The organism is Microbacterium gorillae, from assembly GCF_000826185.2.
GTDB classification, from domain to species: Bacteria; Actinomycetota; Actinomycetes; order Actinomycetales; family Microbacteriaceae; genus Microbacterium; species Microbacterium gorillae.
Window position 1 is genome coordinate 1,038,462 of sequence record NZ_LN648875.1, and the last position, 25,215, is coordinate 1,063,676.

At 70.5% G+C, this 25,215-nt stretch carries 29 protein-coding genes; 10 read left to right on the forward strand and 19 right to left on the reverse strand.

The window, feature by feature from the left end; translation table 11 throughout:
- The first annotated feature begins 52 nt into the window (after positions 1–52).
- Positions 53–1,420, forward strand: a complete 1,368-nt coding sequence (locus BN1193_RS14405) for an MFS transporter (protein ID WP_052460822.1) — start codon at positions 53–55, stop codon at positions 1,418–1,420.
- 33 nt (positions 1,421–1,453) lie between these two features.
- Here the strand turns inward: BN1193_RS14405 and BN1193_RS14410 are convergent, their stop codons facing one another.
- From BN1193_RS14410 to BN1193_RS14435, 6 genes are all read right to left on the reverse strand, one after another.
- Positions 1,454–2,950: a GMC family oxidoreductase gene (locus tag BN1193_RS14410; protein ID WP_040167540.1), complete on the reverse strand. Its 1,497-nt coding sequence runs from the start codon at positions 2,948–2,950 to the stop codon at positions 1,454–1,456.
- A gap of 4 nt (positions 2,951–2,954) precedes the next feature.
- Positions 2,955–3,677 (reverse strand): ABC transporter ATP-binding protein, encoded by a 723-nt coding sequence (locus tag BN1193_RS14415; RefSeq protein ID WP_040167542.1) that lies wholly within the window; start codon positions 3,675–3,677, stop codon positions 2,955–2,957.
- A complete protein-coding gene (locus BN1193_RS14420) occupies positions 3,674–4,372 on the reverse strand; it encodes an ABC transporter ATP-binding protein (protein ID WP_040167545.1) in 699 nt (232 codons plus the stop codon). Before BN1193_RS14420 ends, BN1193_RS14415 begins: the two co-directional genes overlap by 4 nt.
- Positions 4,369–5,373, reverse strand: coding sequence for a branched-chain amino acid ABC transporter permease (locus BN1193_RS14425; RefSeq protein ID WP_040167549.1), 1,005 nt, complete (start codon positions 5,371–5,373; stop codon positions 4,369–4,371). Before BN1193_RS14425 ends, BN1193_RS14420 begins: the two co-directional genes overlap by 4 nt.
- Positions 5,370–6,242, reverse strand: a complete 873-nt coding sequence (locus tag BN1193_RS14430) for a branched-chain amino acid ABC transporter permease (RefSeq protein WP_040167551.1) — start codon at positions 6,240–6,242, stop codon at positions 5,370–5,372. The genes BN1193_RS14425 and BN1193_RS14430 overlap by 4 nt, the downstream gene beginning before the upstream one ends.
- 64 nt (positions 6,243–6,306) lie before the next feature.
- The gene (locus BN1193_RS14435) at positions 6,307–7,623 is read right to left on the reverse strand and encodes an ABC transporter substrate-binding protein (RefSeq protein ID WP_094770553.1); all 1,317 of its coding nucleotides are present in this window, start codon (positions 7,621–7,623) and stop codon (positions 6,307–6,309) included.
- A 210-nt stretch (positions 7,624–7,833) separates the two neighbouring features.
- Between BN1193_RS14435 and BN1193_RS14440 the strand changes: the two genes are divergently transcribed.
- The 4 genes from BN1193_RS14440 (at position 7,834) to BN1193_RS14455 (ending at position 11,224) form a co-directional block, all read left to right on the forward strand.
- The gene (locus BN1193_RS14440; RefSeq protein ID WP_040167552.1) at positions 7,834–8,805 is read left to right on the forward strand and encodes an AraC-like ligand-binding domain-containing protein; all 972 of its coding nucleotides are present in this window, start codon (positions 7,834–7,836) and stop codon (positions 8,803–8,805) included.
- Between the two features lie 102 nt (positions 8,806–8,907).
- On the forward strand, positions 8,908–9,999 hold the full coding sequence (locus BN1193_RS14445) for a zinc-dependent alcohol dehydrogenase (protein WP_040167554.1): 1,092 nt from the start codon (positions 8,908–8,910) through the stop codon (positions 9,997–9,999).
- Positions 9,996–10,826 (forward strand): MoaF C-terminal domain-containing protein, encoded by an 831-nt coding sequence (locus BN1193_RS14450; protein WP_040167556.1) that lies wholly within the window; start codon positions 9,996–9,998, stop codon positions 10,824–10,826. The genes BN1193_RS14445 and BN1193_RS14450 overlap by 4 nt, the downstream gene beginning before the upstream one ends.
- Before the next feature lie 8 nt (positions 10,827–10,834).
- On the forward strand, positions 10,835–11,224 hold the full coding sequence (locus BN1193_RS14455) for a nuclear transport factor 2 family protein (RefSeq protein WP_040167557.1): 390 nt from the start codon (positions 10,835–10,837) through the stop codon (positions 11,222–11,224).
- Positions 11,225–11,242: 18 nt separating this feature from the next.
- On the opposite strand, the gene BN1193_RS14460 is transcribed toward BN1193_RS14455, so the two are convergent.
- Positions 11,243–11,815, reverse strand: coding sequence for a TspO/MBR family protein (locus BN1193_RS14460; protein WP_230206513.1), 573 nt, complete (start codon positions 11,813–11,815; stop codon positions 11,243–11,245).
- 45 nt (positions 11,816–11,860) lie between these two features.
- Here BN1193_RS14460 and BN1193_RS14465 point away from each other — a divergent pair, with 45 nt between their 5' ends.
- Positions 11,861–12,385: a DUF3253 domain-containing protein gene (locus BN1193_RS14465; protein ID WP_040167558.1), complete on the forward strand. Its 525-nt coding sequence runs from the start codon at positions 11,861–11,863 to the stop codon at positions 12,383–12,385.
- Positions 12,386–12,433: 48 nt separating this feature from the next.
- On the opposite strand, the gene BN1193_RS14470 is transcribed toward BN1193_RS14465, so the two are convergent.
- The 6 genes from BN1193_RS14470 to BN1193_RS14495 all read right to left on the reverse strand — a co-directional run bounded on the left by BN1193_RS14470 (position 12,434) and on the right by BN1193_RS14495 (position 17,343).
- Positions 12,434–13,540, reverse strand: coding sequence for a glycosyltransferase family protein (locus tag BN1193_RS14470; RefSeq protein ID WP_094770554.1), 1,107 nt, complete (start codon positions 13,538–13,540; stop codon positions 12,434–12,436).
- A 78-nt stretch (positions 13,541–13,618) separates the two neighbouring features.
- A complete protein-coding gene (locus BN1193_RS14475; RefSeq protein WP_040167559.1) occupies positions 13,619–13,969 on the reverse strand; it encodes a DUF202 domain-containing protein in 351 nt (116 codons plus the stop codon).
- Positions 13,966–14,331 (reverse strand): YidH family protein, encoded by a 366-nt coding sequence (locus BN1193_RS14480; RefSeq protein ID WP_040167562.1) that lies wholly within the window; start codon positions 14,329–14,331, stop codon positions 13,966–13,968. The genes BN1193_RS14475 and BN1193_RS14480 overlap by 4 nt, the downstream gene beginning before the upstream one ends.
- Positions 14,328–15,293 (reverse strand): formylglycine-generating enzyme family protein, encoded by a 966-nt coding sequence (locus BN1193_RS14485; RefSeq protein WP_052460955.1) that lies wholly within the window; start codon positions 15,291–15,293, stop codon positions 14,328–14,330. The genes BN1193_RS14480 and BN1193_RS14485 overlap by 4 nt, the downstream gene beginning before the upstream one ends.
- A 98-nt stretch (positions 15,294–15,391) precedes the next feature.
- Complete coding sequence (locus tag BN1193_RS14490; protein ID WP_040167564.1) at positions 15,392–16,519, reverse strand: Gfo/Idh/MocA family protein; 1,128 nt, start codon at positions 16,517–16,519, stop codon at positions 15,392–15,394.
- Entirely contained in the window at positions 16,516–17,343 is an 828-nt protein-coding gene (locus tag BN1193_RS14495; RefSeq protein ID WP_040167565.1) for a sugar phosphate isomerase/epimerase family protein, read from the reverse strand. The genes BN1193_RS14490 and BN1193_RS14495 overlap by 4 nt, the downstream gene beginning before the upstream one ends.
- Positions 17,344–17,439: 96 nt before the next feature.
- Between BN1193_RS14495 and BN1193_RS14500 the strand changes: the two genes are divergently transcribed.
- Positions 17,440–18,075: a TetR/AcrR family transcriptional regulator gene (locus tag BN1193_RS14500; protein WP_040167566.1), complete on the forward strand. Its 636-nt coding sequence runs from the start codon at positions 17,440–17,442 to the stop codon at positions 18,073–18,075.
- Positions 18,076–18,213: 138 nt separating this feature from the next.
- Here the strand turns inward: BN1193_RS14500 and BN1193_RS14505 are convergent, their stop codons facing one another.
- Positions 18,214–18,666, reverse strand: a complete 453-nt coding sequence (locus BN1193_RS14505; RefSeq protein WP_040167567.1) for a flavodoxin family protein — start codon at positions 18,664–18,666, stop codon at positions 18,214–18,216.
- Between the two features lie 98 nt (positions 18,667–18,764).
- Between BN1193_RS14505 and BN1193_RS14510 the strand changes: the two genes are divergently transcribed.
- Entirely contained in the window at positions 18,765–19,598 is an 834-nt protein-coding gene (locus tag BN1193_RS14510; RefSeq protein ID WP_040167568.1) for an oxidoreductase, read from the forward strand.
- A 7-nt stretch (positions 19,599–19,605) separates the two neighbouring features.
- On the opposite strand, the gene BN1193_RS14515 is transcribed toward BN1193_RS14510, so the two are convergent.
- Positions 19,606–20,157, reverse strand: a complete 552-nt coding sequence (locus tag BN1193_RS14515) for a phosphoribosyltransferase (protein WP_040167569.1) — start codon at positions 20,155–20,157, stop codon at positions 19,606–19,608.
- Positions 20,158–20,258: 101 nt separating this feature from the next.
- Between BN1193_RS14515 and BN1193_RS14520 the strand changes: the two genes are divergently transcribed.
- The gene (locus BN1193_RS14520) at positions 20,259–21,470 is read left to right on the forward strand and encodes an FAD-dependent oxidoreductase (RefSeq protein ID WP_040167571.1); all 1,212 of its coding nucleotides are present in this window, start codon (positions 20,259–20,261) and stop codon (positions 21,468–21,470) included.
- 69 nt (positions 21,471–21,539) lie between these two features.
- A complete protein-coding gene (locus BN1193_RS14525) occupies positions 21,540–21,719 on the forward strand; it encodes a PspC domain-containing protein (protein WP_040167572.1) in 180 nt (59 codons plus the stop codon).
- Positions 21,720–21,734: 15 nt separating this feature from the next.
- Here the strand turns inward: BN1193_RS14525 and BN1193_RS14530 are convergent, their stop codons facing one another.
- Genes BN1193_RS14530 through BN1193_RS14545 form a run of 4 tightly spaced genes read right to left on the reverse strand, consistent with a single transcriptional unit; the run spans position 21,735 to position 25,084 of the window.
- Positions 21,735–22,511, reverse strand: coding sequence for an IclR family transcriptional regulator domain-containing protein (locus BN1193_RS14530; RefSeq protein ID WP_040167574.1), 777 nt, complete (start codon positions 22,509–22,511; stop codon positions 21,735–21,737).
- A gap of 23 nt (positions 22,512–22,534) precedes the next feature.
- Positions 22,535–23,701 carry a thiolase family protein gene (locus BN1193_RS14535; RefSeq protein ID WP_040167575.1) on the reverse strand — a complete coding sequence of 389 codons (1,167 nt, stop codon included), beginning with the start codon at positions 23,699–23,701 and terminating at the stop codon, positions 22,535–22,537.
- A 1-nt stretch (position 23,702) separates the two neighbouring features.
- A complete protein-coding gene (locus tag BN1193_RS14540) occupies positions 23,703–24,344 on the reverse strand; it encodes a 3-oxoacid CoA-transferase subunit B (RefSeq protein ID WP_040167576.1) in 642 nt (213 codons plus the stop codon).
- A complete protein-coding gene (locus tag BN1193_RS14545) occupies positions 24,341–25,084 on the reverse strand; it encodes a 3-oxoacid CoA-transferase subunit A (protein ID WP_040167578.1) in 744 nt (247 codons plus the stop codon). Before BN1193_RS14545 ends, BN1193_RS14540 begins: the two co-directional genes overlap by 4 nt.
- Positions 25,085–25,215 lie beyond the last annotated feature (131 nt).

Sequence of the window (25,215 nt, forward strand, 5' to 3'; positions counted from 1 at the left end):
CGGACGAAACGCTTCGACGCAGGCTGAAACGTCCCGGGTTGAAGATCGAGGTATGGTTCGGACTCGATCCCGCTGGTCTCTGACGCTGGCGCTGTGCGGCGGCTACTTCCTCGTCCTGCTCGATGTGACGGTCGTCAATGTCGCACTCCCTGAGATCGGCGCACAGCTGCACGCGGGCAGCGCCGGGCTGGCGTGGGTGGTCGATGCCTACTCGGTGCCGTTGGCCGGACTCCTGCTGGTCTCGGGGGCGATCGGAGACGTGGTCGGGCATCGGCGAGTCGTGCTGCTCGGCATGGTCGGCTTCGGAGTTGCGTCTGTCGCGTGCGCGCTCGCCCCGACGATCGGCGTGCTGGTCGCGGCCCGCGCCGTGCAGGGCGTCGGCGCAGCACTCATGCTCCCCGGCACGCTCGCTCTTCTTGTCGAAAGCAGTCCGGACGCGACGGGGAGAAACAGCATCGTCGGCGCATGGGCCGCGATCGGCGGGGCTGCGCTCCCTGCGGGCCCCGTGGTCGGCGGGATCCTGGTCCAAGCTGCCGGGTGGCGGACCGTGTTCTGGCTCTCCGTGCCGATCATCGCCCTCGCGCTGATCCCCGTCGTCCGACTCCACCGGTCGCCACAGCCGCGACGACCGCAACGGCACGTGGATCGGATCGGCGCTGTCCTGCTGGTCACGGCGCTGGTGTGCCTGGTCACCGCCATCATCCAGGTCCGCGAGTCGGGCCTGACCGCCGCGATCCTGGCCATCGCCGCGGCCTGTGCTCTGCTTGGCTTCCTGGCCACCGAGCGGCGCGTCAGCGATCCGCTCCTACCGGTGCCCCGGTCCTCGCGGCGCCCCTTGGGGCTGGCGTGTCTCGTGGCCGGGCTCATGAACTTCTGCGCCCTCGGCGGGTTGTTCCTGCTGACTCAGATCTTCCAGGACGTTCACCGGTTGAGCCCGCTGATGGCCGGCGCGCTGACGCTCCCGGCCATGCTGCCCCTTCCCTTGCTCGGCGCACCCGCCGCGAAGCTCGCCTCTCGAATCGGAACCTGGCGGACCAGCGCGCTCGGCGCGGCGATCGCCGCCGCCGGCGCCGTGGGAATCGCTTTCACCCTGACGAACACCGCTGCCGGGTACATCGTCCTGGCCTTCTTCCTCGCCGTATGGGGAACCGGGCTCGGTGTGCTCACGCCCGCGATCGTCACGGCAGCCCTGGCCACAACACCGACGGCTCCAGGTCTGGCATCCGGGGCGAGCAACACGGCACGCCAAACCGGCGGCGCGCTCGGCATCGCAGTCTTCGCCGCGATCGCGGGATCGGTGGGCTCGGCTGGTTTCGCCCAGCACTCTGCAGCACTGTTCATCGCCACCGCCGTCATCTTCGTGCTCGCGGGCGTCATCGCCTTCGTCGCCCCACTCCAGCTGCGGCGTCGCCCCTCGTGACACCACGACGTGTCAGTCGTTCGGCCCCGGCAGTCAGCCGGTCGCACCGAGGAGGAACTCCGCGGCCTTCTCACCGATGACAGCCGTGGGGGCATTCGTGTTGCCGGTGGTGATGGTCGGCATCACGGACGCGTCCGCGACGGTGAGCCCCCGCAATCCGCGCACCCGCAGCGTGGGGTCGACAACCGCGTCCGCACCGGCGCCCATCCGGCAGGTGCCGACCTGGTGGTGATAGGTGATGACCTGCTCGCGGATGTACTGCTCCAGCTCCTCCCCCGACACCGACGGCCCCGGATGCACCTCGCGGGCACCCCACTCGTCCGCCAGCGGGGCCTGCACACCGACCCGGCGGCACTGCTGGACGGACGCGACCATGCTCCCCATGTCGCGTTCGTCGGCGAACACCGCCGGGTCGATGAGAAGGCCGTCCGCGGGGTCGGAGGAGGCCAGCGTGAGCCGTCCCCGACTCCGCGTCGAGACGATGCCGGCCATGAGCGAGAAGCCCCACGGGATCGGGTCCATGCCCTCGGCCAGCATGGGGACGCTGAAGCAGATCGGCTGGGTGTCCGGCACCGGCAGGTCCGGCGTGCTGCGCCAGAACCAGTGCGACTGCGTCACGGACCGGTGGGGCGCAGGCGCCTCGACCTCGCGCTGCGTGTCGAAGATGACCGGAACGAGGTAGTGATCGTGCAGGTTCTCCCCGACCGGCAGGTCGGCGACGACCGGGATGCCGAGCGCCTCGAGCTGTGCCGCCGGCCCCACACCGCTGCGCAGCAACAGCTCCGGACTGCCCAGCGCACCGGCCGTCAGCACGACCTCGTCGGCGGCGATCACGGTGCCGTCGTCGAGCTCGATCCCCCGAGCGACCTCGCCGTCGAACACCACCCGAACCACCCGCACGCCGGTGCGCACCTCGAGCCGCCCCGCCTCCACCGCCGGTCGCGCGTACGCGTCCCACGTCGTCACACGGTCGCCGTCGGCGATCGTCACCTGCTCCCGGCTCACCCCGTCCTGGGTGGCCCCGTTGTAGTCCGGGTTCCGCGGCAGGCCCTCCGCCTCGGCTGCGGCGATGATCGCCTCCTGCACCGGATGCATCGGCTGGTTCTCCTCAATCGGGAGCGGGCCATCGGTGCCACGACCCTCGGACGCCGGACCGTGCCACTGCTCGATCCGGCGATAGATCGGTTCGACGTCCGCCCACGTCCACCCCGGCACCTCCCAGCCGTCGAAGTCGGCGCTGTTGCCCCGGACCCAGATGGCCGCGTTCAGCGAGTGCGACCCACCGAGCACCCTGCCGCGTGGCAGGTGCAACCGCCGACCGGCGGCGTGCTCCTGCGGCACGGTGAAGAAGTCCCAATCGGTGTCGCTGTGCCAGAGCTGGTTCAGCCGTCCGACGTCCTGGATCTCCTCGCGACGGTTGTCGCCGCCGGCCTCCACGATCAGCGTGCGTCGCCCGGCATCGGCCAGGCGGCGGGCGATGATCGAACCGGCGGTGCCGGCGCCGACGATGACGACGTCGTACGGGGTCATGGGGTCATCCTTCCGAGAGCCGATAGGCCCGAGTCAACTGATCGGGGTTCGCCACGAGCTCCGCGGCGGGTGCCGCCAGCGAAACCTCCCCCTGCGCGAGCACGGTGGCCGTCGTGGCGAGTTCCAGCGCCACCCGCGTGAACTGCTCGATCAGCAACACGCCGACGCCGGACGCGATGATCGCCCGAATCGCCGGAATCAGACGCTGCACGATGACGGGCGCAAGCCCCAGGGACATCTCATCGATGACGACGAACGACGGCTTCGCGACCAGGGCGCTGGCGATCGCGAGCATCTGCTGCTGACCGCCGGAGAGCTGGCCGCCCAGTCGTGTCGGCATCGCCCGCAGCTCCTCGAACAGTTCGAGGGTGCTCTCCACGGCCGCGGAACGCTCGCGGGACGGCAGCGGCAGGGAGGCGATCCTGAGATTGTCCGCGACGGAGAGGTCGGCGAACACGCGGTGCCCCTCCTGGACGGTCGCGATCCCGACCCGGCGGGTGCGGGTCGGGCTTCCCGGCTTGAGCGTCTCACCGTTGACCGTCACCGTTCCGGAGACCTCGCGCAACAGGCCCGCGATCGCGAGCACCGTGGATGATTTGCCCGCGCCGTTCGCTCCGAGCAGGGCCGTGACCTCGCCGGGGCGGACGGTGAGGTCCACGCCGTGCACGACCTCGCGGCCCCCGCGCCGAACCCGCAGGTCCGTGACGACCAGTTCACCGGTGTTCATGCTTGAGCCCCCAGATAGGCCTGCCGGACAGCCGGGGAGGCCAGCACCTCCGCCGTCTCGCCGAAGGCGATGAGCTTGCCGAAATCGAGCACGGCGACGGTACCGCACGCGGCACGCACCAGGTCCATATCGTGATCGACCAGGAGCACCAATGCCCCGAATCGCTCCGGGATGTCGCGGATGAGGCCGAGAAGACGGCCGGACTCCTCCGGGTCGAGTCCGGCCGCCGGCTCATCCAGCAGCACCAGTCGCGGCTCGCCGATCACGCACCGCGCGAGTTCGACCAGACGCCGTTCCAGCATCGTCAGATGGGTGCCCGGACGATCGCGATCGACCAGACCGACGTAGTCCAACGCCGCCTGCACCTCGTCGATGGACGCTCCGGTGTGGTCGGCCCCGAGGCGGACGTTGTCCCACACCGTCAGCGAACGAATGACCTGTTCCTGCTGGAAGGTGCGGCGCAACCCCCACCCGGCGCGCCGGTGCGGGGCGAGCGCGAGCAGGGACATCCCGCCCAGCGTGACGGTACCGGCGACCGGCAGGGCGAACCCGGACAGCACGTTGAACAGCGTCGTCTTGCCGGCGCCGTTGGGACCGATGATCCCCCCGACGCCGTCCTCGAACGTGACGGACACGTCGTCAAGAGGGGTCACGCCACCGAACCGGACGGTCACCCCGGCGATCTCCAGGGTCATCGCTGCACGTCCTTCCGGGGTCGTCGGAGGCGTTGCCACAGTCCGGAGAGCTGGCCCGCGATTCCCGCCGGCGCGGTCGTGATCGCCTGCACCAGGCCGAGACCGAGGATGACGAAGATCAGGTTGCCGTCCACGCCCCAGGAATCCAGCAGCGGCGGGACCCCCTGGAAGAACAACCCGGCGATCACCGCGCCGCCGAGCGTGAACGTGCCACCGATTAGGACGGTCGCGAACAGCAGAATCGACTGCTGGGCCTTGAAGGACACCGGGTCCAGCAGTCCGGCGTTCGCGGCCAGCAGCGCGCCGGCCACGCCGGTCAGCGCGGACACCAGCGCCAGGGCGAACAGCCGGTATCGCGTGACGCTGACGCCGACGGCGATCGCTCCCGCCTCGCTCTGCCGGATCGCGGCCCAGGACCGTCCCGGCTTCGCTCCGAGCAGCCAGCTCAGCAGCAGGAACACGATGAGCAGCACCACGATGACGTAGCGGAAGTAGGCGTCGTCCCCCACCGCGAGCGCGGGCCGGGGCATCGAGACCGGGAGGGTGGCACCGCCGACCCGACCCAGGAACCCCGGTCCGCCGTTCGGGAAGCCACTGGCGCTGATCAGCACCTCGATCGCCCCGGCGACCATGAGGGTGACGACGGCGAGGCTGAGGCCGGACAATCGCAGCGCCGGCAGGCTCACGATCGTGCCGACGATTCCGGTGACGATCGCCGCGAGGATCATCACCACCTCGAACGGCAGGTGGGTGGCGTGCCAGAGTCGCAGCGTCACCCATCCGCCGATCGCCACCAGTCCGACCTGCATGATCGAGACCAGTCCGACCCGGCCGTACAGCATCCCCACGCCCGCCGCCGCGATCGCGTAGATCGCGCACACGGTGAGCACCCGGGTCCAATAGGTTCCGATGAGGGCCGGGACGAGGAAGATCGCCAGCAGCGCGCACACGATGCCGGGCAGCGTGCGCCGCGCGAAGGCGGTGAACGAGGACCGGGTCATGCGCGCACCGCCGAGATCGCGATGAAGCGGCGGCGCCGCGAGATGAGAATGACGATCGTGGCGATCACGAACGGTACGGCGGTGCTGAAGGCGCTCGTGACGGGGTTCGCCGACACGAGCGACTGCAGCAGTCCGATGCCGAGGCCACCGAAGAACGCCAGCCACAGCGACCGGAATCGTCCGATCACCACGGTCGCCAGGATCGGGATGATGAGGAACGTGAGGAACGCCGGTTCCAGTCGGGTCTGATCCGCGAGCAGGATGCCGGACACACCGGCGATCGCGCCGGAGACCGTCCAGGCCGTCAGCTCCACGGAGCGCACATTCGTGCCGAGCACCGCGGCGAGATCCCGGTCACTCGCAAGAGCGCGCATCGCGGTTCCGGCGGAGGTCCGAGCCAGTGCCAGGGAGGTGCCGACGATCACCAGGATCGCCAGCGCGATGCAGATCAGCTGCGTGAGGTTGATCCTCCCGCCGGGCAACGAGAACGCGATCTGACTGGATTCGAGGTTCATCGTGCGGGCCTTGTCATTCCACGTGAACAGCATCACGCCGAGCAGGACCAGAGCGAGACCCAGCGTCGCCGTCGCCTTGCGCAGCTCGTCGATGCGAGCCAGGAACGGCCCGGCCAGCAGCCCGAACAGGAAGGCCGCCGCCGCCGCGATCACGATCCCCAGCGCGATCGCGAGCGACGGCTGCATCCGCTGACCGATGAACTGCCAGGCCGTCATCGCCGCGAGGGCTCCGATCGCGCCGTGCGCGAAGTTCAGCACCCCGGAGGTCCGGTACAGCACCAGCACCCCGACGCCGGACAGCGCGTACACGGAGCCGATCACGAGCCCGGCGATGATGAAGGGGACGACGTTCATCGGGTCACCCCCGCCACCTCGCGCACGGCGGACGGTCGGACGTCCGCGTGGATTCGTTCAGCGGTCACTTCTTCAGCAGGCCTTCGGCCTGTTCCCGATCGAGGATGCTCTTCATCGCCGGGTCGACCACCTCGGTGCAGCCCTCGACCTCCACCCACTTGCCGTCCTGCATCTTGGCGTTGCGCGTCGCGTGGTTGGCATGGTGCTCGTCCGCCTGACCGAAGTACCACGGGTCGCACAGCAGGCTGGAGGTGTAGCCCTTGATGCCGAGAAGCGCCTTCGAGACGGTGGCGCGATCGAGCGTGGAGGGATCCTTGACCTGCAGCAGGGTGTCGGTGAAGATCTTCGCCGCGAGGAAGCCGGCCTGGCTGAACGTGTCCCGGGGGGCGTCGGCGGCCGCGTACTTGTCCATCACGCCGTTCCAGAGGTCGCTGTCGCCGCCGGTCGCGGTCACCAGTTGCAGCTCGGAGTTCACCAGGAACCCCTGCCAGTAGCTGGAGAGCTGGCTCGCGAACTGCTTGTCGTAGCAGCTGGCCGTGCACCCCCAGGCGATCTTGCCGCGCGCATCCTGCTGCTCGGCGGCCGTCAGGATCGAGGCCGAGATGGGCGCCGGGTCCACGATGATGAGCGCGGAGGCCTTGGACGCCTGCACCTGCCCGACCAGCGGCAGCCAGTTGCTCTCCGCCGGATCGCTCAGCGTCTCGCCGGCCATCTTGATGCCGGCCTGCTTGGCGTAGTCGCGGATGCCCGCGGCCACCCAGTCGCCGTTGCCGGGCGTGTTCAGACCGATCGAGTAGAAGCCGCCGCCGAGGAGCTTCTGACGCTCCATGTACTGCATCAGACCGAGCGCGGAGGTCCGGGGTCCGGCATTGACCGGCGCGATGTTCGAGGACTGGAAGCACGCCTGCGGGACCCCGACACCGGTGATCGAGTAGAGGTCCGCCTTCGCGTACGCCGCATTCGCGACGTCGCAGCCGACGAAGGTCGCGTCCCCGACGAGTCCGACGACGCTCTTGTCCGCGGCCAGCCCCGCCGCCAGCTGCGCGGTCTTCGTCGGATCCAGCTGGTCGTCTTCGTAGGAGTACTGAATGGGGCGACCGTTGATCCCGCCGTTGTCGTTCACGCAATCGAAGAACGCCTTCGCCGAATTCGGCGAGGAGGAGAAGTCCACCCCACCGGACGCGGTCGCGATGGCGCCCACCCTGATCGGCTCCCCCGTCGCCGGTTTGCCGTTGCCGAGTCCGCAGGCCAGGTGGCCCGTCCCTCCACCGGCGGACGCCGTGGCACCGGAGCCGGTCTCGTCGGGGACGCATCCGGCGAGCGATACCGCCAGCGCGGCACCGACGATGAGGGCGCCGATGCCCGTCATAGTGCGATTCATGGCTGTACTCCTTTGTGCCGTGGCGGCGCATGGTCAGCGCTCATCCGCCACGACCAGGCTCGCCGTCGGGCGTTCGGTGCGATTGAACGTGGGGGAACGGCGGTTGCGCATCCGTGCACAGAGCACGGCGACTGGGGATGAGCCATATCCATCGCGCGGAGGCCGGTGTATACCTATGGAAGTTGTCGCCGCGGACACAGGAGGTGAGCGATGTCCCCGAGCATTGCCGCTACGACGGCCCCGCCCTCAGCCGGACAGATGCTGCGCCTCGGCGGCATCACCGATTTCCGTGACGTCGTCAATCGGTCCTTCGTGCCCCTGACGGTCACGTCCCAGCGGCCGCACCACTTCCACGCCACCGTTCAAGGGCAGATGCTCGACCGCATCGGCCTGACCGAAGTGGTCGCGGATCCGCACGTCGTGGAACGGACGTGGCGACTGTGCGCGGACGGCGGGACGCCGGCGAACTACAAGATCAGCCTCATGCTCAGCGGGAGCGGCTATCTCTGTCAGGACGGCCGCGACGTCCTGCTGAACCCCGGTGACCTCGCGATCTACGACACCACTCGGCCGTACACGCTCGCGTTCGATGACAGCTTCCGCTCGATCATCGCGATGTTCCCGAAGTCCTTCGTGCCGCTGGATGAGACCAGTGTGGGCCGACTCACGGCGCGCACCCTGGGCGGCGATGACCCGATGGGCGCGATCGTGGCCAGCATGCTCCGGCAGGCGACCGGCCAGCTCGGCCTCCTCACGCCGGCCGTCGGCGGTCGCCTCGCCCACACGATGGTCGACCTCGTCTCGATCCTGCTGCGCGAGCAGCTCGAGACCGACCCCGATCCGCGCCAGGAGACCCTGCTCGCGCGCATCCGCGACCACATCCTGGCGAACCTCGATGACCCGGCCCTGGGTCCGGGGTCCATCGCCGCCGCGCACTACATCTCCGTGCGCTACCTCCACGCCGTCTTCCAGCGCGAGGGCACCACGGTGGCCGCCCACATCCGCCAACTTCGACTCGAGCGCTGCCGGGACGACCTCACCGACCCGCGACTGGCGGACGAGACGGTCACGCGGGTGGCCTCCCGCTGGAGCTTCTCCGACGCCGCGCACTTCTCCCGCCTGTTCAAGGCCACCTACGGCGAGACGCCGAGCGCGTTCCGCGCAGCCCGTCTGCACGCCTGACGCACGCCTGCACGCGTGTCCAAGCCGAGTGCCCTGACGCGCAAGCGGCCGCCCGGGCCGCACCGTTGACTGGGATCACGTCACGGCAGACGGAGGGCCATCGTGATCCAGACAGCCGAGCAGGTGCTGTTCCCCCGCGCGGGTCAGGTCGAGGTGCGCGAGGTTCCGGTACCTCACCCCGGTCCCGGTGAGCTGCGATTGCGCATCACGCGCGCCGGCATCTGCGCCACCGACCTCCATCTGCGCGACGGCCACATCGGCGACCCGTTCCCCCTCGTTCCGGGACACGAGTTCATCGGGGTCATCGACGAGGTCGGTCCCGCCGATGTGCGTGGTCTCGCGCTCGGCGAGAGCGTCGCGGTCGAGATGCTCGTGCCGTGCCAGCGATGCGATCGCTGCCGCGAGGGACGGTACAACCTGTGTCAGCAGGACCTCGACACCCCCGGGCCGGGGCGCCAGCTCGGGGTGAACATCCCGGATGACGCCGTCCCGTACGCCGGCGGCTACGCGTCCCACCTGATCGTGCCCGCGCAGGCGATCGTGCACCGGATTCCGGAGACCGTCGACCCGGACGCCGCCGTCCTGGTCGAGCCGCTCGCGGTCGCCTGTCGTGCGGTGTCGCGCGGTCGCGTGCGCTCCGGGGAGTCCGTCGTGATCATCGGCCCCGGCCCGGTCGGACTGCTGTGCGCAGCGGCGGCGAGCGCGGCGGGGGCAGCGGCCGTGGTCGTGGTCGGTGGGCGCGCCGAGCGCCGCACGCTGTCGCGTTCGTTCGGGTCCACCGCGCAACTGGACGGCCGCGGCGAGGACCTCGTCTCCGACGTGCACCGGATCCTGCCCGGCGGTGCGGACGTCGTGATCGAGTCGGCCGGATCGGTGGACGCGCAGCGCACCGCGCTGATGCTGGTGCGCCGCGGCGGGCGGGTCGTGCTCGCCGGCGCGTGCGGGGCCGGGCCGACGCTGCAGATCCCGAGCGACGAGCTGCTGCTGACCCGGGAGATCGACCTGCTGCCGAGCTTCCTCTCCGCTGGAGGCTTCGAACCCGCCCTCGCCCTCCTGGCGTCCGGACGGTTCCCCTTCACCTCGCTCGTCACGCACGTGTACCCGCTCGCGGACGTGGCGCGCGCGTTCGCCGACATCGAGAACCGCACGGAGGGCCTGATCAAGGCCGTCCTCGTCCCGGAGGAGAGATCATGACGCACACCGAGGCGGTTGCGGTCAGTCGCAGCACCGACGCCGCCGACCCGGCGCACTGGAAGACCTACGACGAGTTCGCCGCCGGCATCGACACCTATCGGATGCCGGCCGCCGACCTCGGCGGCACGGCGGTCAGCCTGCGGTTCGACGAGGACACCGCGCTGTCGATCACGTTCGAGGACGCGACCACGGCGACCTGGACCTCGGACGGGCTGCTGTCCGCGTCCGGCGGCAACCGGGATCCGTACGACGCCGTCCGCGTCCGCGACGACGTGTACTTCGTCTCACTGCCGCTGGAGTCCCGCGCCCGCGAAGCGATCACGGTGGTGTGGTCGACGATGTCCGGACGGGCCATGCTCGTCCACTCCGCGATCGCTCCGGAGGCCACTGCGGGTGTGCCGCAGGTCGGTCAGACCTTCGCCGCGGGCGTGGTCGAGGGGATCACCGTGACCGGGGCGAAGCCGGGCCCGAGCCGGGATCTGATCGGCATGCGCAACGTCTACCGGTACAGCCCGAACCACCTGTACGAGCACGTCTACCTCTCCAGCGAGCGCTACGCGTGGCAGTGCGTGCAGGGCGAGCAGCGCGGTCATGGCGACGTCGACATGTCCACGGTGTGGCGCTTCGAACACGGGCTGTATCTGTTCTGCTTCCGCGAGTTCGTGATCCCGGTGGCCAGCGTCTGGCTGCACGACCTCGGCTACGCCCTGCGCACCACCGGAGTCTTCCTCGGCATCAACGGCCAGGGTGCGGCGCAGCACTCCCGCGCCGGCGGCCACATCTATCCGCTCGGTCGGGTTTCCTACCCCGACGTCGAGCCCGTCTGAGGAGCATCATGACCACCAACGCCGACATCATCCGCGCCCACTACGCCGCCTCCGACGCCGGAGACCTCGACGGCATGCTCGCGCCACTGGCTCCGGACGTGCACTGGCGGGAGGCGGAGGGCTTCCCCGCCGCCGGACTCTACGTGGGTCCGGAAGCCGTCAAGGAGAACGTCTTCGTCCGTCTCAACGGGGAGTACGACGACTACCGCCTCACCGTGGACGAGGTGCTCGACGCCGGGGACACCGTCGTCGGGGTCGGGACGTACACCGGTGTCTTCCGTGCCACCGGCAAGCCGTTCCGTGCCCGCGTGGCGCACCTCTGGCGCCTCGCGGACGGGAAGGTGATCGCGTTCGAGCAGATCACCGACACCCTTCTGGTCGACCGGGCCCGCCACTGACGGGCCCCGTGAGGCGGGTCAGTTCAACGCGATGATGCCGGCGTTCAGCGTGGTGGCGAAGAGGATCCAGCACAGGTAGGGCAACAGCAGCAGGGACACCACGAGGTGGTCGCGCAGGCACGCGAACACGAGCCAGGCCACCAGGACGTCCATCACGACGATGATCACCAGCGCGATCCACCAGGCGGCGGGACCGAGCCAGGGGTAACCGGCGAAGAAGACCGGCGACCACAGCGAATTCAGCACGAGCTGGGCGATGAAGAGCATCAGCAGCGACCGCGCGTTGTTCTCACGTCCGGGGCCGGAGAAACCCTGTCGCCACAGGATGAAACCGGCGATCGCGATGAGCAGGTACAGGAGCGACCAGGCCGGACCGAACAGCCAGTTCGGCGGGGTCCAGGAGACCTTGTTCGCCTCCGCGTACCAGCCCTCGGTGTTGCCCATGTTCGCCAGCGCGCCCCCGGCGGCGACGAGCACCACCGCGAGGAGCAGGCCGACGGCCGCCCAGACCTGGCGCTGCGCCGAGGGCTTCGGCTGGGCCGCGCGCGGAGCCGGTCCGGCCGTGGTTGTCTCGGTAATCTGATCGGACACGGGGCCCCCGTTCTGCGCCGCCCCGCGGTGGGGAGGTTGAGTCACATGGTAGCCACCGAGGACGATCCGGCAACGGGGTCGGCGAACCCGCCGCGCACCGCCGACGGCCACCACATCGTCGTGGACGGTCGGAAATGGCGAGCGACGGATCCGGGAATTCCGGACAAGCTGCGCCAGGAGCTCGTCGACGAACTGATGGCGGCGCGCCGCGGGGTCCGCGCCGGGGAGAGCGACGCGCGGCCGCGGGTGAACGACGCCAAACACGCGCTCGGCGAGCGCGGTTACGCGTGGTGGGAGGAGCCGGCCCCGGACGAACTCGACACCCGCATCACCGCCACGATCCACGCGCTGCTGCGCAAACGCGACGGCAAGACGATCTGCCCGAGCGATGTCGCGAGAGTCGTCGGTGGCCCGGACGAGCAGTGGCGCTCCCGGATGGACGACGTCCGCCGGGTGGCGGCCGGCCTCGCCGCCGACGGCACCGTCGTGATCACGCAGAAGGGCGAGCCGGTCGACCTCGCCACGGTGCGGGGCCCCGTTCGCATCGCGTTCGGTCCGTCCGCGTCCTGATCGGGCCCGGTCACAAAGGGGGCGGCGAGTCGCCCGCGTGCGGCCTCATCACGGCTGTTCCCCTCCCGCCGGTTGCCGCCGGGAGGGGAGAGGATCGTCCGCGACGAGCGCCACGATGCGGTCCCAGTAGGCGTCGTTCCAGTACGCGTCGGCGTCCATGCGCTCCCGCGCGGCCCGTGCGCGCGAGGAGGCCGCCTCCGGATCGGCCAGGGTGCTCGTGATCGCCGCCTGCAACTCCTCCGAAGACTCGGGCGCAACGTAGAGCACCTCGTCATCCGTGAAGTAGTCGCGCAGGCCCCCGGTGTCGGACGCGATGACGGGGGCACCGGCGGCGACGGCCTCCAGCACGGTGGTGATTCCACTGGCGTGCGCGTTCGGCCGGAGCGCGACCACGACGGCGACGGCGTGCGCATACAGGGCGAGCAGCTCGTCCACTCCCGCGGTCAGCGCGGCCACGTTCGTCCCCCGCACCAGGACGGGCTGTCGGCCCGCGACCCGGACCGTGACGCCGGGCAGCTCGGACAGGGCATCGCCGAACGTGTCCCAGTCCCGCGCCACGTCGTTGCCCACGCCGAGAACCTGGGCCCCGTCGACCGCGCGTGCCACGGTCCCGAAGCGCCGAGACACCCCGAACGGGACGTAGACGTGTCGCGCCGCGGGTGCGAGCGCGCGCCCCAGCTCGTGGTTCGGGAGTGCGTTCGAGACCAGGACGTCCACGCGCCGGAGGGCACGCACACTCGCCCACCGGCGCAGCCCACCGAGCTCCGCGAACCGCCGGAAGAGCCAGATCGTCTGCCCGATCAGGACCGGCCCGCCACGCCCGATGACCGTCGCCGCCGCGAGGTACTCGACCTCGGTGTGGCAGTAGATCGCGTCGGCACGGCGCAGAGCGCGTCGGTTCGCCAGGGCCCGGACGAGGTCGAATCCCAGCACACGGTGGACGACCCGCGCAGGTCGCCGCAGGAGCCGGGGAACCGGAGCGGCCGCGAACGCGAACCGCCATCCGTCCGGGACGTTCTCGGTGCCATACGGGTGCCGATCAGGGGTCAGCCCGCGCTCGTGCTGTGCGGCGTAGGTGTCCGGGTCCAGTCCGGACGCGAGGAAGAACGTCATGCGCTTGGACGGGCCGGGAGCCTCCGGCGGCAACGCTGCCATGCCGAAAAGATAGCCCAGCGCCGCGCTCGCGGGAAAGAGAATTCTCACCCGCGACCCGCTCCGCCGAGCTGACGTCCATCAACCGGGACGAAGCGCTGCGTCACCGACGATCGCGAGAGACAGCACGCCGACCCCGACGACCAGCAGGACGAACGCGAACAGCAGCGTCGCGTCCGGCAGGCGGGCGTGGTCGCCGTCTCGTCGAAGCCGGGCATTCACCGCCGCACCGCGTCGGCGCACGATGATCCACAGCACGCCGGTGAGCGCGAGCCCGATCACCCCCGGCGCCGTCCACCCGAGGTTGCCGAACGCGATCGGCAGCAGTCGCATCGCAACGAGCGAGCCGATCGCGAGCGAGAGGCACGTGCGCCGCCACGCGAGCTCGGTCCGCTCCGGCTGCAGCCCGGGGTCGAACAGCTCGCTCGTCATCGCATCAGCAGCGCGATCAGCAGCAGCGCTCCGGCGATCGTGACCGTCGCCCCCAGCACCGGACCGAGCGGCGAAGACGGCAGCGGACGGCCTTCGCGCAGCGCCCGCTCGGTCCGCCGCCACCCCAGCCAGGCGAGTATCGACGAAACCGTGCCGACGACCACGAGCAGCACCGCGGCGGTGAGCCGGAGGGCCGGGTTCAGGTCCAGGCTCAGCACTTCCAGTGCGACACCGCCGGCGATCAGAGCGAGGGACGTGCGCATCCACGCGAGGAACGTCCGCTCGTTCGCGAGGGTGAACCGCGCGTCCGGCTCGGAGCCGCGCCCGTACACGGAGGCCGGAAACCGCCGACGCTCGCTCACCGCGCAACCGTCCGGAATCCGGTGTTGCCCATCGATGAGTCCGGTGTGTTCCCGGTGCGTGCGGAGTTGCGGTAGCGGTTGCAGTAGGAGATGTGGCAGAGGTAGGACCCACCGCGCATCACCCGCACCTCTCCCGCCTCCGGACCGTGCGGATCCGTCACGGCCGCGGGCGTGTACGTGCGCGGATCGAACCGGTCCTGACACCACTCCCAGACGTTGCCGACCATCTGCCACAGGCCGTACCCGTTCGGGGCGAACGAGCGCACCGGGGCGGTGGTGAGGTAGCCGTCATCAGCGGTGTTGATGCGCGGAAACTCGCCCTGGAAGATGTTCGCCCGCCATCCACCGGCGTCGACCTCGTCATCGCCCCACGGATACTTCCGGTTCGCCAGACCGCCGCGCGCGGCGTACTCCCAGTCCGCCTCCGTGGGCAGGCGTCGACCGACCCACGCGCAGTACGCGGTGGCGTCCGTCCAGCCGACGTGCACGACCGGGTGATCCTCGAGGCCGTCGATCGACGAGTTCGCACCGCCCGGGTGTGCCCAGTCCGCGCCGCGAACGCCGAGCCACCACGGAGTTCCGGCGGCCGGCCCCATGATGTCGGTCTCCGGAGCGGCGAGCGCCGGCTGGAACACGGCGGAGAAGCCCCAGCGCTCAGCCTCGGTGTGGTAGCCGGTGGCGCCCACGAAACGGGCGAAGTCAGCGTTGGTCACCGGGGTCGCGTCCATCCGGAAGCCGGCCAGAGTGACCTCGTGACGCGGGGTCTCACCGTCGCCGACGTTCGCGTCGCCGGACGAATCGCCCATCATGAACGAGCCCGCAGGGATCTCGACCTGCTCGATCGTGTGGCGTGCGGTCGGGACCATCCTCGGCAGGGGACGATGCCCCAGCGCCGCGACGTCGAAATCCGAACGCGCAGGGGCACCGCACCCGCAGTTCGCGCCGCACGCCTCTCCCGCCACCGTGGCCTCCGCCCGTCGGTCCCATCGTCCCACGTGCTCGATCACGAACCGCCGGAGGCCACGCGCGGTGCGTGACCTCCGGCGGTCGGTGGGTTTCGTCAGAGGGTGGCGGCGAAGGGGTCGAAGTCGACGGGCACTGCCGGAACCTCGTCCACCGTGCTGCTCACCGTGACGGTCTCACCGGACGCGATGGACTCCTCGGCGGAGAGCATAACGTCGAGCACGTGGTGACCGAGGGCACCGGAGGCGACGTGCGGACGGTCCTCCGCGATTGCGCGGACCATGTCGAGCAGCCCGAGGCCGCGTCCGGTCTCCGCGCCCTGCTGCGGGATGTCGATCCACTCCTGCTCGAAGCTCATGCCGTCGCGGAGCGCGCCCAGGGGACGGACCACGGCGATGCGCCCCGTGAACATGTTCGGGTCCGGGAGCACCAGCGAGCCCTCGGTACCGTGCACCTCGAACACCCCGGCGCGTTCCAGCGCGGAATCGAAGCTCAACAGGCTCTGGCCCTGCACACCGGAGCTGAACGAGGTCAGCAGCTGGACCGTCGTGGGCACCTCGACCGGGAACGTCGTTCCGGCGTCCGGACCGGTGTGGATCATCCGCTCCGTCCGCACGCGCGAGCCGAAGGCGGACACCTTCTCGACGGCACCGAACAGGCTGACCAGTCCGGTCAGGTAGTACGGACCCATGTCCAGGAGCGGGCCCGCGCCGCGGGCGAACAGGAACTGCGGGCTCGGGTGCCAGAGGTCCGGTCCCTGCGTCTGGAAGACGGTCTGCGCGAACAGCGGGGTGCCGATGACACCCTCCGCGATGGCGCGCTTCGCGGTCTGGAAACCCGGGCCGAGGACGGTGTCCGGAGCGGAGCCGATGCGGAGCCCGGCAGCGTCCGCATCGCGCAGCAGTTGCGCGGTGCCGTTGCGGTCGAGGCCGAGCGGCTTCTCGGTCCAGACGTGCTTGCCGGCCGCGATCGCGGCAGCGGACACCTCGACGTGCACGGCGGGGATCGTGAGGTTCACGACCACCTCGACCTCGGGGTCCGCCAGCACATCGGCCGCCGTCCCGGCGCGCGGGACACCGTACTTCTCGGCCTGCGCGCGAGCGCGCTCGACGTTCAGATCGCCGACGTGGACCACGGTGACATCCGGGAACGAGGTCAGGTTCTGCAGGTAGGTGTCGCTGATGACACCCGCGCCGATGATGCCGACGCCCACGGGCCCGGTCACGCGGCGAACCCACCGTCAACGAGGAAGCGGTAGCCCGCGGCGAGATCTTCGAAGACGTCGCCCGGAGCCTTGTCGAACTCCAGGACGGCGTACCGGATATTCCCCTCGCCGGCGCGCAACGCCGCGGCGAGCGGGACGTCGCCCTCACCGGCACGGCGCTGGTCGAGACTGTCGCTGCCGAAGTCCGCGGCGTCCGGGGCGAACGGGTTCGACGCGGGCGCGATGCCGTCCTTGACGTGGACGGCGTTCAGGCGGGAGCCCAGGCGCTGCACGAGCGCCGGGACGTCCTGGCCGCCGGTGAGGGCCCAGAACAGGTCCAGCTCGATGGCCACGCGCTCGTCGGTGAGCTCGATGAAGCGCTCGTACGCCGACGTGCCGTCGAAGTCCGCGATGAACTCCTGCGCGTGGTTGTGGTAGCCGACCTGCAGTCCGAATCCGGCTGCGACCTCGGCCGCGCGGTTCATGCGCTCGGCGATGTCGGCGACGCCGTCCGCGGTGAGCCAGCGCTCCACGGGGACGAACGGGTCGTAGACCGTCGTCATGCCGAGCGTCGCCGCGGCTTCGAAGACGACCTCCGGCTTCGGCGTCGGGATGGCGCCGTCCGGCGTCCACAGCTCATCCGACAGCAGCGGCGCGTGGCCCGTGGGTGCGGCGAGGCCGGCGGCGTCCAGGGCCGCGCGGATCTCGGCCGGGCGGCCGACGAAGTCGAACGCCTCGACGTTGCGCAGGCCGATCGCGGCGAGCTTGTCCAGGGACCCGGCGGGATCGGCGGTGAACTGGGCCGCCAGCGAATACAGCTGGACGGAAGCGATGGGCAGCGCCACGGAACGTCTCCTCTTTCGACGGTGAACACGAGTGTCGCGAGCAGACTATCCGAAAAAACCTCCACATGGATGTTTTTCTCGGCTATCGTTCGATCCATGACTTCCCCGACGGCCGGACCCGCGCGCGGCGACGCCGAGATCGGCCGCCGCGGCGCTTACGCGAAGGGCGTCGCCCGACGCCAGGAGATCCTGGATCGCGCCATCGAAGTCTTCCGCGACCGGGGCGCGAGCGGCACGTCCCTGCGCAGCATCGCGGAAGCCCTCGGCGTCTCGCACGCCGCCCTCCTGCACTACTTCGACTCCCGCGAACAGCTCTTGGTCGCGGTGTACGAGCACCACGAGCGGCGACGCCGCGAGGATCCGGACGACCCGGACCCCGACGGTGCCGCCGACGCCGTGACGGCGATGGTGAACGCCGCCACGGCGAACGTCGCAGTGCCGGGCCTGGTGGAGCTGTACACGACCCTCGTCGCGGGGTCCCTCGAGGCGAACAGCACGGCGGCGCGCGACTTCTTCACCGCGCGTTTCGATGCCGTCCGGGCGGGCACCGCCGAGCGGCTGCGCCGCGACCAGGCAGCCGGGCTCATCCGCGCGGACGTCGACCCGGACGCCATCGCGGCGCTCATCGTCGCCGCCTCGGACGGCCTCCAGGTGCAGTGGCTCCTGGACCCGTCGGTGCCGCTGGAGCAGACGCTCGGCACCCTCGGCCCGCTCCTTCGTCCGGCCGCCTGATCCATTCCGGACCCCAGCACGTCCGCCGCGGATCGCACAGCCGTGCACCCTCCCACCTCGGCCCACATGGTTCTGCAGGATGCCAGGGGTTCGGCAGGGTCCGACGAGTTGTCGGGAACGGGGCGCCGAGAAGGGGCGTCAGGTCGCGGCGAGGGCGGCGAGGGTCGCGCCGAGACTGTGGCAGCGGTCCTCGATCGCCACGTCGACGGTGCCGAGGGCGATGACGTCCTCGTGTGCGCGCTGCCAGCCGAGGCCGGTGGTGATCGCGTCGACCGCGCGCACGGCACCGGTGGCGTCGCTGGAACCGTGCAGCCACAGGCCGAACGGCGCCCCGCGTCGGTCCAGCAGCGTCGGGTAGTAGACCTGGTCGAAGAAGTGCTTCAGCGCGCCGGAGATGTAGCCGATGTTGACCGGCGAGCCGAGGAGGAACGCGTCCGCCTCGAACACGTCCGATGCCGTCGCGCGGAGGGCACTGCGGACCACGACGTCGACGGGGTCCAGTTCGGGGTCGCGGGTGCCGGCGAGCACGGCCTCCAGCATCTGCTGCATCCCGGGCGAGGGGGTGTGGTGCACGACCAGCACTCGGGGCATGGTTCTCCTCGTCGTCGCTGCCTCCACTGTCGCGCACACCGGTCCGCCTGTCGAGTCGGCGGGGTACCGTGGCCGGAGTCGGGAGAGCGGGGATCAGCATGGCGAACGAACCGGTGGCGATCGTGACGGGCGCATCATCCGGGATCGGAGCGGTTTCGGCCTCCGCTCTGCACCGCGCGGGTTTCGTCGTGTACGCGGTCGCGCGGCGTGTGGACCGGATGTCCGCGCTGGCTGCAGAGGGCATTCGCACCCTCGGGATGGACGTCACGGACGAATCCTCCGCGACGGCCGGTGTGGCGCGCGTCCTCGCCGAGCGGGGCCGGATCGACGTACTGGTCAACAACGCGGGGTACGGCTCGTACGGTGCGTTCGAGGAGGTCGCACCGGAGGAGGCGCACCGGCAGTTCGACGTCAACGTGTTCGGTCTGGCCCGCCTGACTCAGCTCGTCCTGCCGACGATGCGGGAGCAGCGCGGCGGCACCGTCATCAACGTGTCCTCGATCGGCGGCAGGATCGCCTCCCCGCTCGGGTCCTGGTACCACGCCAGCAAGTTCGCCGTGGAGGGGCTGAGCGATGCCCTGCGCCTCGAGCTCGCCCCGTTCGGGATCCGCGTGGTCGTGATCGAACCCGGCGTGATCGCCACCGAATGGGACGGGATCGCCCTGGAATCGGCGATCAGTACGTCCGCGATCGGGCCCTACCGACGCCTCGTCGAAGTCTTTGCGCGGAGCATGCACCGGATGGAGGCCCGCGCCTCACAGCCCTCCGTCGTCGCCGCCGCGATCGTGCACGCCGCGACCGCGCGACGACCGAAGACCCGCTACGCGATCGGGTCGAACGCGAAGCCGTCGATGATCGGACGCCGCCTGCTGCCGGACCGCGCGGTCGACGCGGTCATGCGGCGCGCGTTCGGCGTGCCGCGGTGGCTCTGATCCGGCGTCAGGACTCCGCGGTGACGGCGGGCTTGTCCGACCACGGGAAGGCGATCCACTCGGCGGTGGCCTTCCACGTGTAGTCCGGCGCGATGATCGAGGACGGCTTCGTGTACAGCACGGCGGAGCGCACGTCGACCGGGATGCGGTCGTTCGCGATGCCGTCGCCGTCGACGTCGGCGGGCAGGCCCTGGGTCCGGATCATCCGCACGACGAGGTCCAGCGTCTTGCCGGAATCGGCGACGTCGTCGACGATCAGCACGCGCTGGCCGGGGAACTCCGAGGTGTCCATCAGCGGCGGCAGCACGACCGGTTCCGGCAGCGTCTCCCCGACGCCGGTGTAGAACTCGACGTTCAGCGTGCCCATGGCCTTGATGCCGAGCGCATACGCGAGCGCGCCGGCCGGCAGGAGTCCGCCGCGGGCGACGGCGACGACGATGTCCGGCATCCATCCGGAGCCGACGATCGTGCGAGCGAGGTCCCGCGCGGCCTCTCCGAACCCGTCCCAGGTCAGGACTTCCAGCTCACGGTCCGCCGCGACGTCATCGAATGCACCCATGGGTGAAATTCTAGGCTCCCCCGCCGGCGGCCGAACCCCGGCGCCGAACCGGATCCACGACCATGGTTCCGTCATCCCGGTTCCGGACCGAGAATCTCCCCATGGACACCGACCTCCCCACCACATGCGTCATCGTCGGCGGCGGCCCCGCCGGGATGATCGCGGGTCTGCTGCTCGCCCGCGCGGGGATCGAGGTCGTGGTTCTGGAGAAGCACAGAGATTTTCTCCGTGACTTCCGCGGCGACACCATCCATCCGGCAACCCAGGACCTCCTGGCCGAGATGGGGCTCCTCGACGATTTCCTCGCTCTGCCGCACGCGGACATGCCACGGGTTCGGATGAGCTGGTGGGGACAGGACCTGACGCTCGCCGACTTCACCCACCTGCGCACGCGCCGGAAAGTGATGACCTTCATGCCGCAGGGGGACTTTCTCGACCTGCTCGCCGATGCGGGGGCGCGGGAACCGCAGTTCCGGCTGATCCGGCGAGCGGAGGTCGTCGGGTTGATCCAGGAGGACGGTCGCGTCGCGGGCGTGCGCGCCTCGACGCCGACGGGTGAGCTGTCCGTTCGGGCGCGCCTCGTGATCGCGGCGGACGGTCGCGACTCAGCGGTCCGCGATGCCACGGGTCTGATTCCTGTCGGCGGGGCCGCTGCGATGGACGTCCTGTGGTTCCGCCGTCTCTTTTACACATCTCCGAGCCCCCCGGACCGGCAGAAATCTCGTTCGCTGCCGTTCTTCAGCGTCGGCGAGGGACTCGTCATCGCCATCGACCGGAACGAGTTCCTGCAGATCGCGCACGTCATCCCGGCCGGCAGTTGGCGCGGGGAGACCCGCGACCTCGCGGCGATGCGCACGCGCGTCGCCGCGATCGCGCCGTCCCTGACACCGGCCGTCGGTGCGCTGGAGGTCGGGGACATGCGGCTTCTGCGAGTGCGCATCCAGCGGCTGCGGCGGTGGTTCGTCCCGGGCCTGCTGTGCATCGGGGACGCCGCGCACGCGATGTCCCCGGCCGGCGGCGTGGGGATCAATCTGGCGATCCAGGATGCGGTCGCGGCCGTCCGCCTGCTCGCGCCGGCGCTGCGACGCGGTACCCCCTCCGTCGCCGACCTGCGCCGGGTCCAGCAGCGCCGGATGTTCCCGACGCGCGTCATCCAAGGGACGCAGCGGGCGATGCAGCGCTTCCTCCTCACCTCCCCGCGCCCACGGCGGATGCCGCTCACCCTGCGGATGCTCGCACGGTTCCCGGTCCTGACGCGGCTCACCGGCCGTCTGATCGGCGTCGGCCCGCGCCCGGAGCACCTGGACGGCTGAGTCGCGCGGTTCAGCGATGCGTGCCCACCGGTGTCCCACTCCGGGAAGCGACATGATGGACTGAGCCTCATGACGAACGCACAACCCCCCCTCGTCCGCCCTCTCGCCGGTCGCTGGATCGCCGGTGTCTGTCAGGCGGTCGCGAATCGCCTGGGCGTGAGCGTCGCGCTCGTTCGGATCCTGACCGTCCTGCTGGGCGTGCCCCTGGTCGCATACGTCGTCGCCTGGGTCCTGATCCCCAGCGAGTGATCGCACGCCCCTCGTTCAGACGCCGGAGGCGACGAGTTCAGCGTCGATGGCGGCCGCGGTGATGCGAAGTTCGGGCAGCAGCCGTTCGCGGGCCTCGGCCTGGGTACCGCGCGCGGTGCTCATCGACACGTTCAGCGCTGCAACGGTGCCCGCGCGTCCGTGCAGCGGCACCGCGAACGAACGCACGCCCTCCTCGAGCTCACCTTCCACTTCGGCGAAGCCGTTGGTGCGCGTCTCCGCCAGGATCCGGACGAGATCGCCCGGATCGACGGTCGTGAGATCGGTCAACGGGGCAGCCGGGGTCGCACGGAGCACCGACTGTGCCTCGTCGGGGCTCAGTGCGGCCAGCAGCACGCGGCCCATGCTGGTCGCGTAAGCGGGCAACCGGGTGCCGATCGTGATGTGCACGCTCATGATCCGACGCGCCGCCGCGCGGGCGACGTAAACGATGTCCGCGCCGTCCAGCACCGCAACGGACGCCGACTCCCCCACGCGGTGGGAGAGGTCGTCGAGGTGCGGTTGCACGATCTCCGGCAGCGAGAGTCCGGACAGGTAGCCGTTGCCGAACTCCAGCACGCGCGGGGTGAGCTGGAATCGGCCGTTCGCGTCCGCCCGCACGTAGCCCAGCTCGGCGAGGGTCCGCAGGAACCGGGCGGCGGCCGCGCGCGGGATCTCGGCCCGGCGGGCGACGTCGGCTGCCGAGAGCGCTTCCGGTCCGTCGAAGGCCCGCAGCACGGCGAGGCCGCGCACCAGGGACTGGACGGTGCCGCCCGCGGATTCGTTCTCGCTCATCCGAAAACCCTATCGACGCGCGCTCACCGCTCCAGCACGAGCGCGAGCCCCTGGCCCACGCCGATGCAGATCGCGACGACCGCGACGCCGCCACCGCGGCGGCGCAGCTCGTGAGCCGCGTGACCGATGATGCGGCCGCCGGACGCGCCGAGCGGGTGTCCGATGGCGATCGCACCGCCATGGATGTTCATGATCTCCGGGTCCACGTCCCAGCCACGCACGCACGCGAGCGCCTGCGACGCGAACGCCTCGTTCAGCTCGATGAGGTCGACGTCGGCCCAGGTCCGTCCGGCACGAGCGAGGGCCTTGTTGGCGGCCTCGATCGGCGCGATCGGAAAGTCGTCCGGGTCGACGCCGTGCGCGCCGCGGCCGGTGATGCGCGCGAGCGGCTCACCCTCCAGCACGCCTTCGGCGGCGAGCAGCACGGCGGACGCACCGTCGTTGATCGAGGACGAGTTGCCCGCGGTCACGGTGCCGTCGGCGGCGAACAGCGATCGCAGGGTCGCCAGTTTCTCCATCGAGGAGTCCGGACGGATGCCCTCGTCACGATCCAGCGGAGCGTTCGGGACCTGCACGGTCTCCTCCGCGTAGACGCCGTCCGCCCACGCCTGCGCGGCGAGGCGGTGCGACCGCACGGCGAACGCGTCCTGATCGTCGCGGGTGATGCCGTTCACGCGTGCGGTCTTCTCGGCGGCCTCACCGTTGGAGACCGTCCAGGGACCGGGGAGGGCGGGGTTGGTCATCCGCCAGCCGATCGAGGTGTTCCACATCGTCTGGTTGCCGGTGGCCGGCCATGGCTTCGGCGACTTCTCCACGACGAACGGTGCCCGACTCATCGACTCGACGCCACCGGCGAGGATGATCTCCGCGTCGCCGGACTCGATCGCGCGAGCGCCCTGGATCACGGATTCGACGCTGGACGCGCACAGGCGGTTCACCGTGACTCCGGGGACCGAGGTGGGGAAACCGGCCAGCAGCGCGCCCATGCGCGCGACGTTGCGGTTGTCTTCGCCGGCCTGATTCGCGTCGCCGAAGATGACATCCGCGATGCGGGCCGGGTCGACCCCGGTGCGTTCGATCGTGGCGCGCATCACGACGGCGGCGAGATCGTCCGGCCGGACACCGGAGAGCGCGCCGCCGGCGCGACCGAACGGGGTGCGGACGGCGTCGTGGATGTGGGTGGTGGGCATGTCACTCTCCTCCGAGATCGAGGCCGGTGAGCTCGGCGAGCGAGGCCACCGTGTTGTCGCCGAACGCCTCACGCACGCGGAATCCGTCCGGAGTCACGTCGAACACGGCGTGGTCAGTGTAGACGCGGGACACGCAGCCCACACCGGTCAGCGGGGAGGTGCATCGGGCGACGAGCTTGGACGCACCGTCCCGGGTCAGGAGGTCCGTCATCACGTAGACGTCCTTCGCACCGATCGCGAGGTCCATCGCGCCGCCGATCGCGGGGATCGCGCCCTCCGCTCCGGTGGACCAGTTCGCGAGGTCGCCGTTCTCGGCGACCTGGAAGGCCCCCAGGACGCAGACGTCCAGGTGTCCGCCGCGCATCATCGCGAAGGAGTCGGCGTGGTGGAAGTACGCCGCGCCGGCGCGAGCGGTGACGGCCTGCTTCCCGGCGTTGATCAGGTCCGGATCGACCTGGTCCGCGGCGGGAGCACCCCCCATGCCGAGCATGCCGTTCTCGGTGTGCAGGATGATCTCGGCCTCGGCCGGAATCGCGTCCGCGACGAGCGTCGGGGCACCGATGCCGAGGTTGACGATCGAGCCCTCCGGGATGTCCGCGGCGATGCGGGCGGCGAGGTCCTGGCGACTGATGCGCGTGCTCATGCGTTCTCCTCCGTCGCGAGCGGGCGGCCCTCAAGGTCGACGCCGCCGATGAATGCGCCGTCCTGCAGCCAGGCGCGCTCGCCGACCGCGACGACGCGGTCCACGAACAGTCCGGGGGTGACGACGGACTCCGGGTCGATGTCGCCGAGCGGGACGATCTCGTCCACCTGGGCGATCGTGCTCGTCGCGGCGGCGGCCATGATGGGGCCGAAATTGCGGGCGGTCTCGCGGTAGACGAGGTTGCCCCAGCGGTCGCCGCGAAGCGCGCTGATCAGCGCGACGTCGGCGTGGATCGGGTATTCGAGCAGATAGCGGCGTCCGTCGATGACGCGTTCTTCCTTGCCCTCGGCGAGTTCTGTTCCGACGGCGGTGGGCGAGTAGAAGCCGCCGATCCCGGCGCCGGCGGCGCGAATGCGCTCGGCGAGGTTGCCCTGCGGGACGAGCTCGAGCTCGATGCGTCCGGAGCGGTAGAGGTCATCGAACACCCACGAGTCGCTCTGGCGGGGGAAGGAGCAGATGATCTTGCGCACGCGTCCGGTGGAGAGGAGTCGGGCGAGGCCGACGTCGCCGTTGCCTGCGTTGTTGTTCACGATCGTGAGGTCGCTCGCGCCGTGGTCGATCAGGGCGTCGATCAGCTCCACGGGCTGACCGGCCCGGCCGAATCCGCCGATCATCACGGTCGAGCCGTCCGCGATCCCCGCGACGGCGGCCGCGGTGTCCGCGATGGTCTTGTCGATCATCACGCCTCCTTGCGTTCGCTCTGCGAACTCTCGTTCGCTGTGCGTTCATTGTCACACAGAGGCCGCACGGGGATCAAGCCCCTTCCGGGACAGGGCGCGACGGGGCGGGTGGCCGGAGCGGCGTACGGTGG

Bases quoted from the DNA above. Each gene is read 5' to 3' on its own strand.
- BN1193_RS14405 (WP_052460822.1), top strand. From the start codon at position 53: ATGGTTCGGACTCGATCCCGCTGGTCTCTGACGCTGGCGCTGTGCGGC.
- BN1193_RS14410 (WP_040167540.1), bottom strand. From the start codon at position 2,950: ATGACCCCGTACGACGTCGTCATCGTCGGCGCCGGCACCGCCGGTTCG.
- BN1193_RS14415 (WP_040167542.1), bottom strand. From the start codon at position 3,677: ATGAACACCGGTGAACTGGTCGTCACGGACCTGCGGGTTCGGCGCGGG.
- BN1193_RS14420 (WP_040167545.1), bottom strand. From the start codon at position 4,372: ATGACCCTGGAGATCGCCGGGGTGACCGTCCGGTTCGGTGGCGTGACC.
- BN1193_RS14425 (WP_040167549.1), bottom strand. From the start codon at position 5,373: ATGACCCGGTCCTCGTTCACCGCCTTCGCGCGGCGCACGCTGCCCGGC.
- BN1193_RS14430 (WP_040167551.1), bottom strand. From the start codon at position 6,242: ATGAACGTCGTCCCCTTCATCATCGCCGGGCTCGTGATCGGCTCCGTG.
- BN1193_RS14435 (WP_094770553.1), bottom strand. From the start codon at position 7,623: ATGAATCGCACTATGACGGGCATCGGCGCCCTCATCGTCGGTGCCGCG.
- BN1193_RS14440 (WP_040167552.1), top strand. From the start codon at position 7,834: ATGTCCCCGAGCATTGCCGCTACGACGGCCCCGCCCTCAGCCGGACAG.
- BN1193_RS14450 (WP_040167556.1), top strand. From the start codon at position 9,996: ATGACGCACACCGAGGCGGTTGCGGTCAGTCGCAGCACCGACGCCGCC.
- BN1193_RS14455 (WP_040167557.1), top strand. From the start codon at position 10,835: ATGACCACCAACGCCGACATCATCCGCGCCCACTACGCCGCCTCCGAC.
- BN1193_RS14465 (WP_040167558.1), top strand. From the start codon at position 11,861: ATGGTAGCCACCGAGGACGATCCGGCAACGGGGTCGGCGAACCCGCCG.
- BN1193_RS14470 (WP_094770554.1), bottom strand. From the start codon at position 13,540: ATGGCAGCGTTGCCGCCGGAGGCTCCCGGCCCGTCCAAGCGCATGACG.
- BN1193_RS14475 (WP_040167559.1), bottom strand. From the start codon at position 13,969: ATGACGAGCGAGCTGTTCGACCCCGGGCTGCAGCCGGAGCGGACCGAG.
- BN1193_RS14500 (WP_040167566.1), top strand. From the start codon at position 17,440: ATGACTTCCCCGACGGCCGGACCCGCGCGCGGCGACGCCGAGATCGGC.
- BN1193_RS14505 (WP_040167567.1), bottom strand. From the start codon at position 18,666: ATGCCCCGAGTGCTGGTCGTGCACCACACCCCCTCGCCCGGGATGCAG.
- BN1193_RS14510 (WP_040167568.1), top strand. From the start codon at position 18,765: ATGGCGAACGAACCGGTGGCGATCGTGACGGGCGCATCATCCGGGATC.
- BN1193_RS14515 (WP_040167569.1), bottom strand. From the start codon at position 20,157: ATGGGTGCATTCGATGACGTCGCGGCGGACCGTGAGCTGGAAGTCCTG.
- BN1193_RS14520 (WP_040167571.1), top strand. From the start codon at position 20,259: ATGGACACCGACCTCCCCACCACATGCGTCATCGTCGGCGGCGGCCCC.
- BN1193_RS14525 (WP_040167572.1), top strand. From the start codon at position 21,540: ATGACGAACGCACAACCCCCCCTCGTCCGCCCTCTCGCCGGTCGCTGG.
- BN1193_RS14530 (WP_040167574.1), bottom strand. From the start codon at position 22,511: ATGAGCGAGAACGAATCCGCGGGCGGCACCGTCCAGTCCCTGGTGCGC.
- BN1193_RS14535 (WP_040167575.1), bottom strand. From the start codon at position 23,701: ATGCCCACCACCCACATCCACGACGCCGTCCGCACCCCGTTCGGTCGC.
- BN1193_RS14540 (WP_040167576.1), bottom strand. From the start codon at position 24,344: ATGAGCACGCGCATCAGTCGCCAGGACCTCGCCGCCCGCATCGCCGCG.
- BN1193_RS14545 (WP_040167578.1), bottom strand. From the start codon at position 25,084: ATGATCGACAAGACCATCGCGGACACCGCGGCCGCCGTCGCGGGGATC.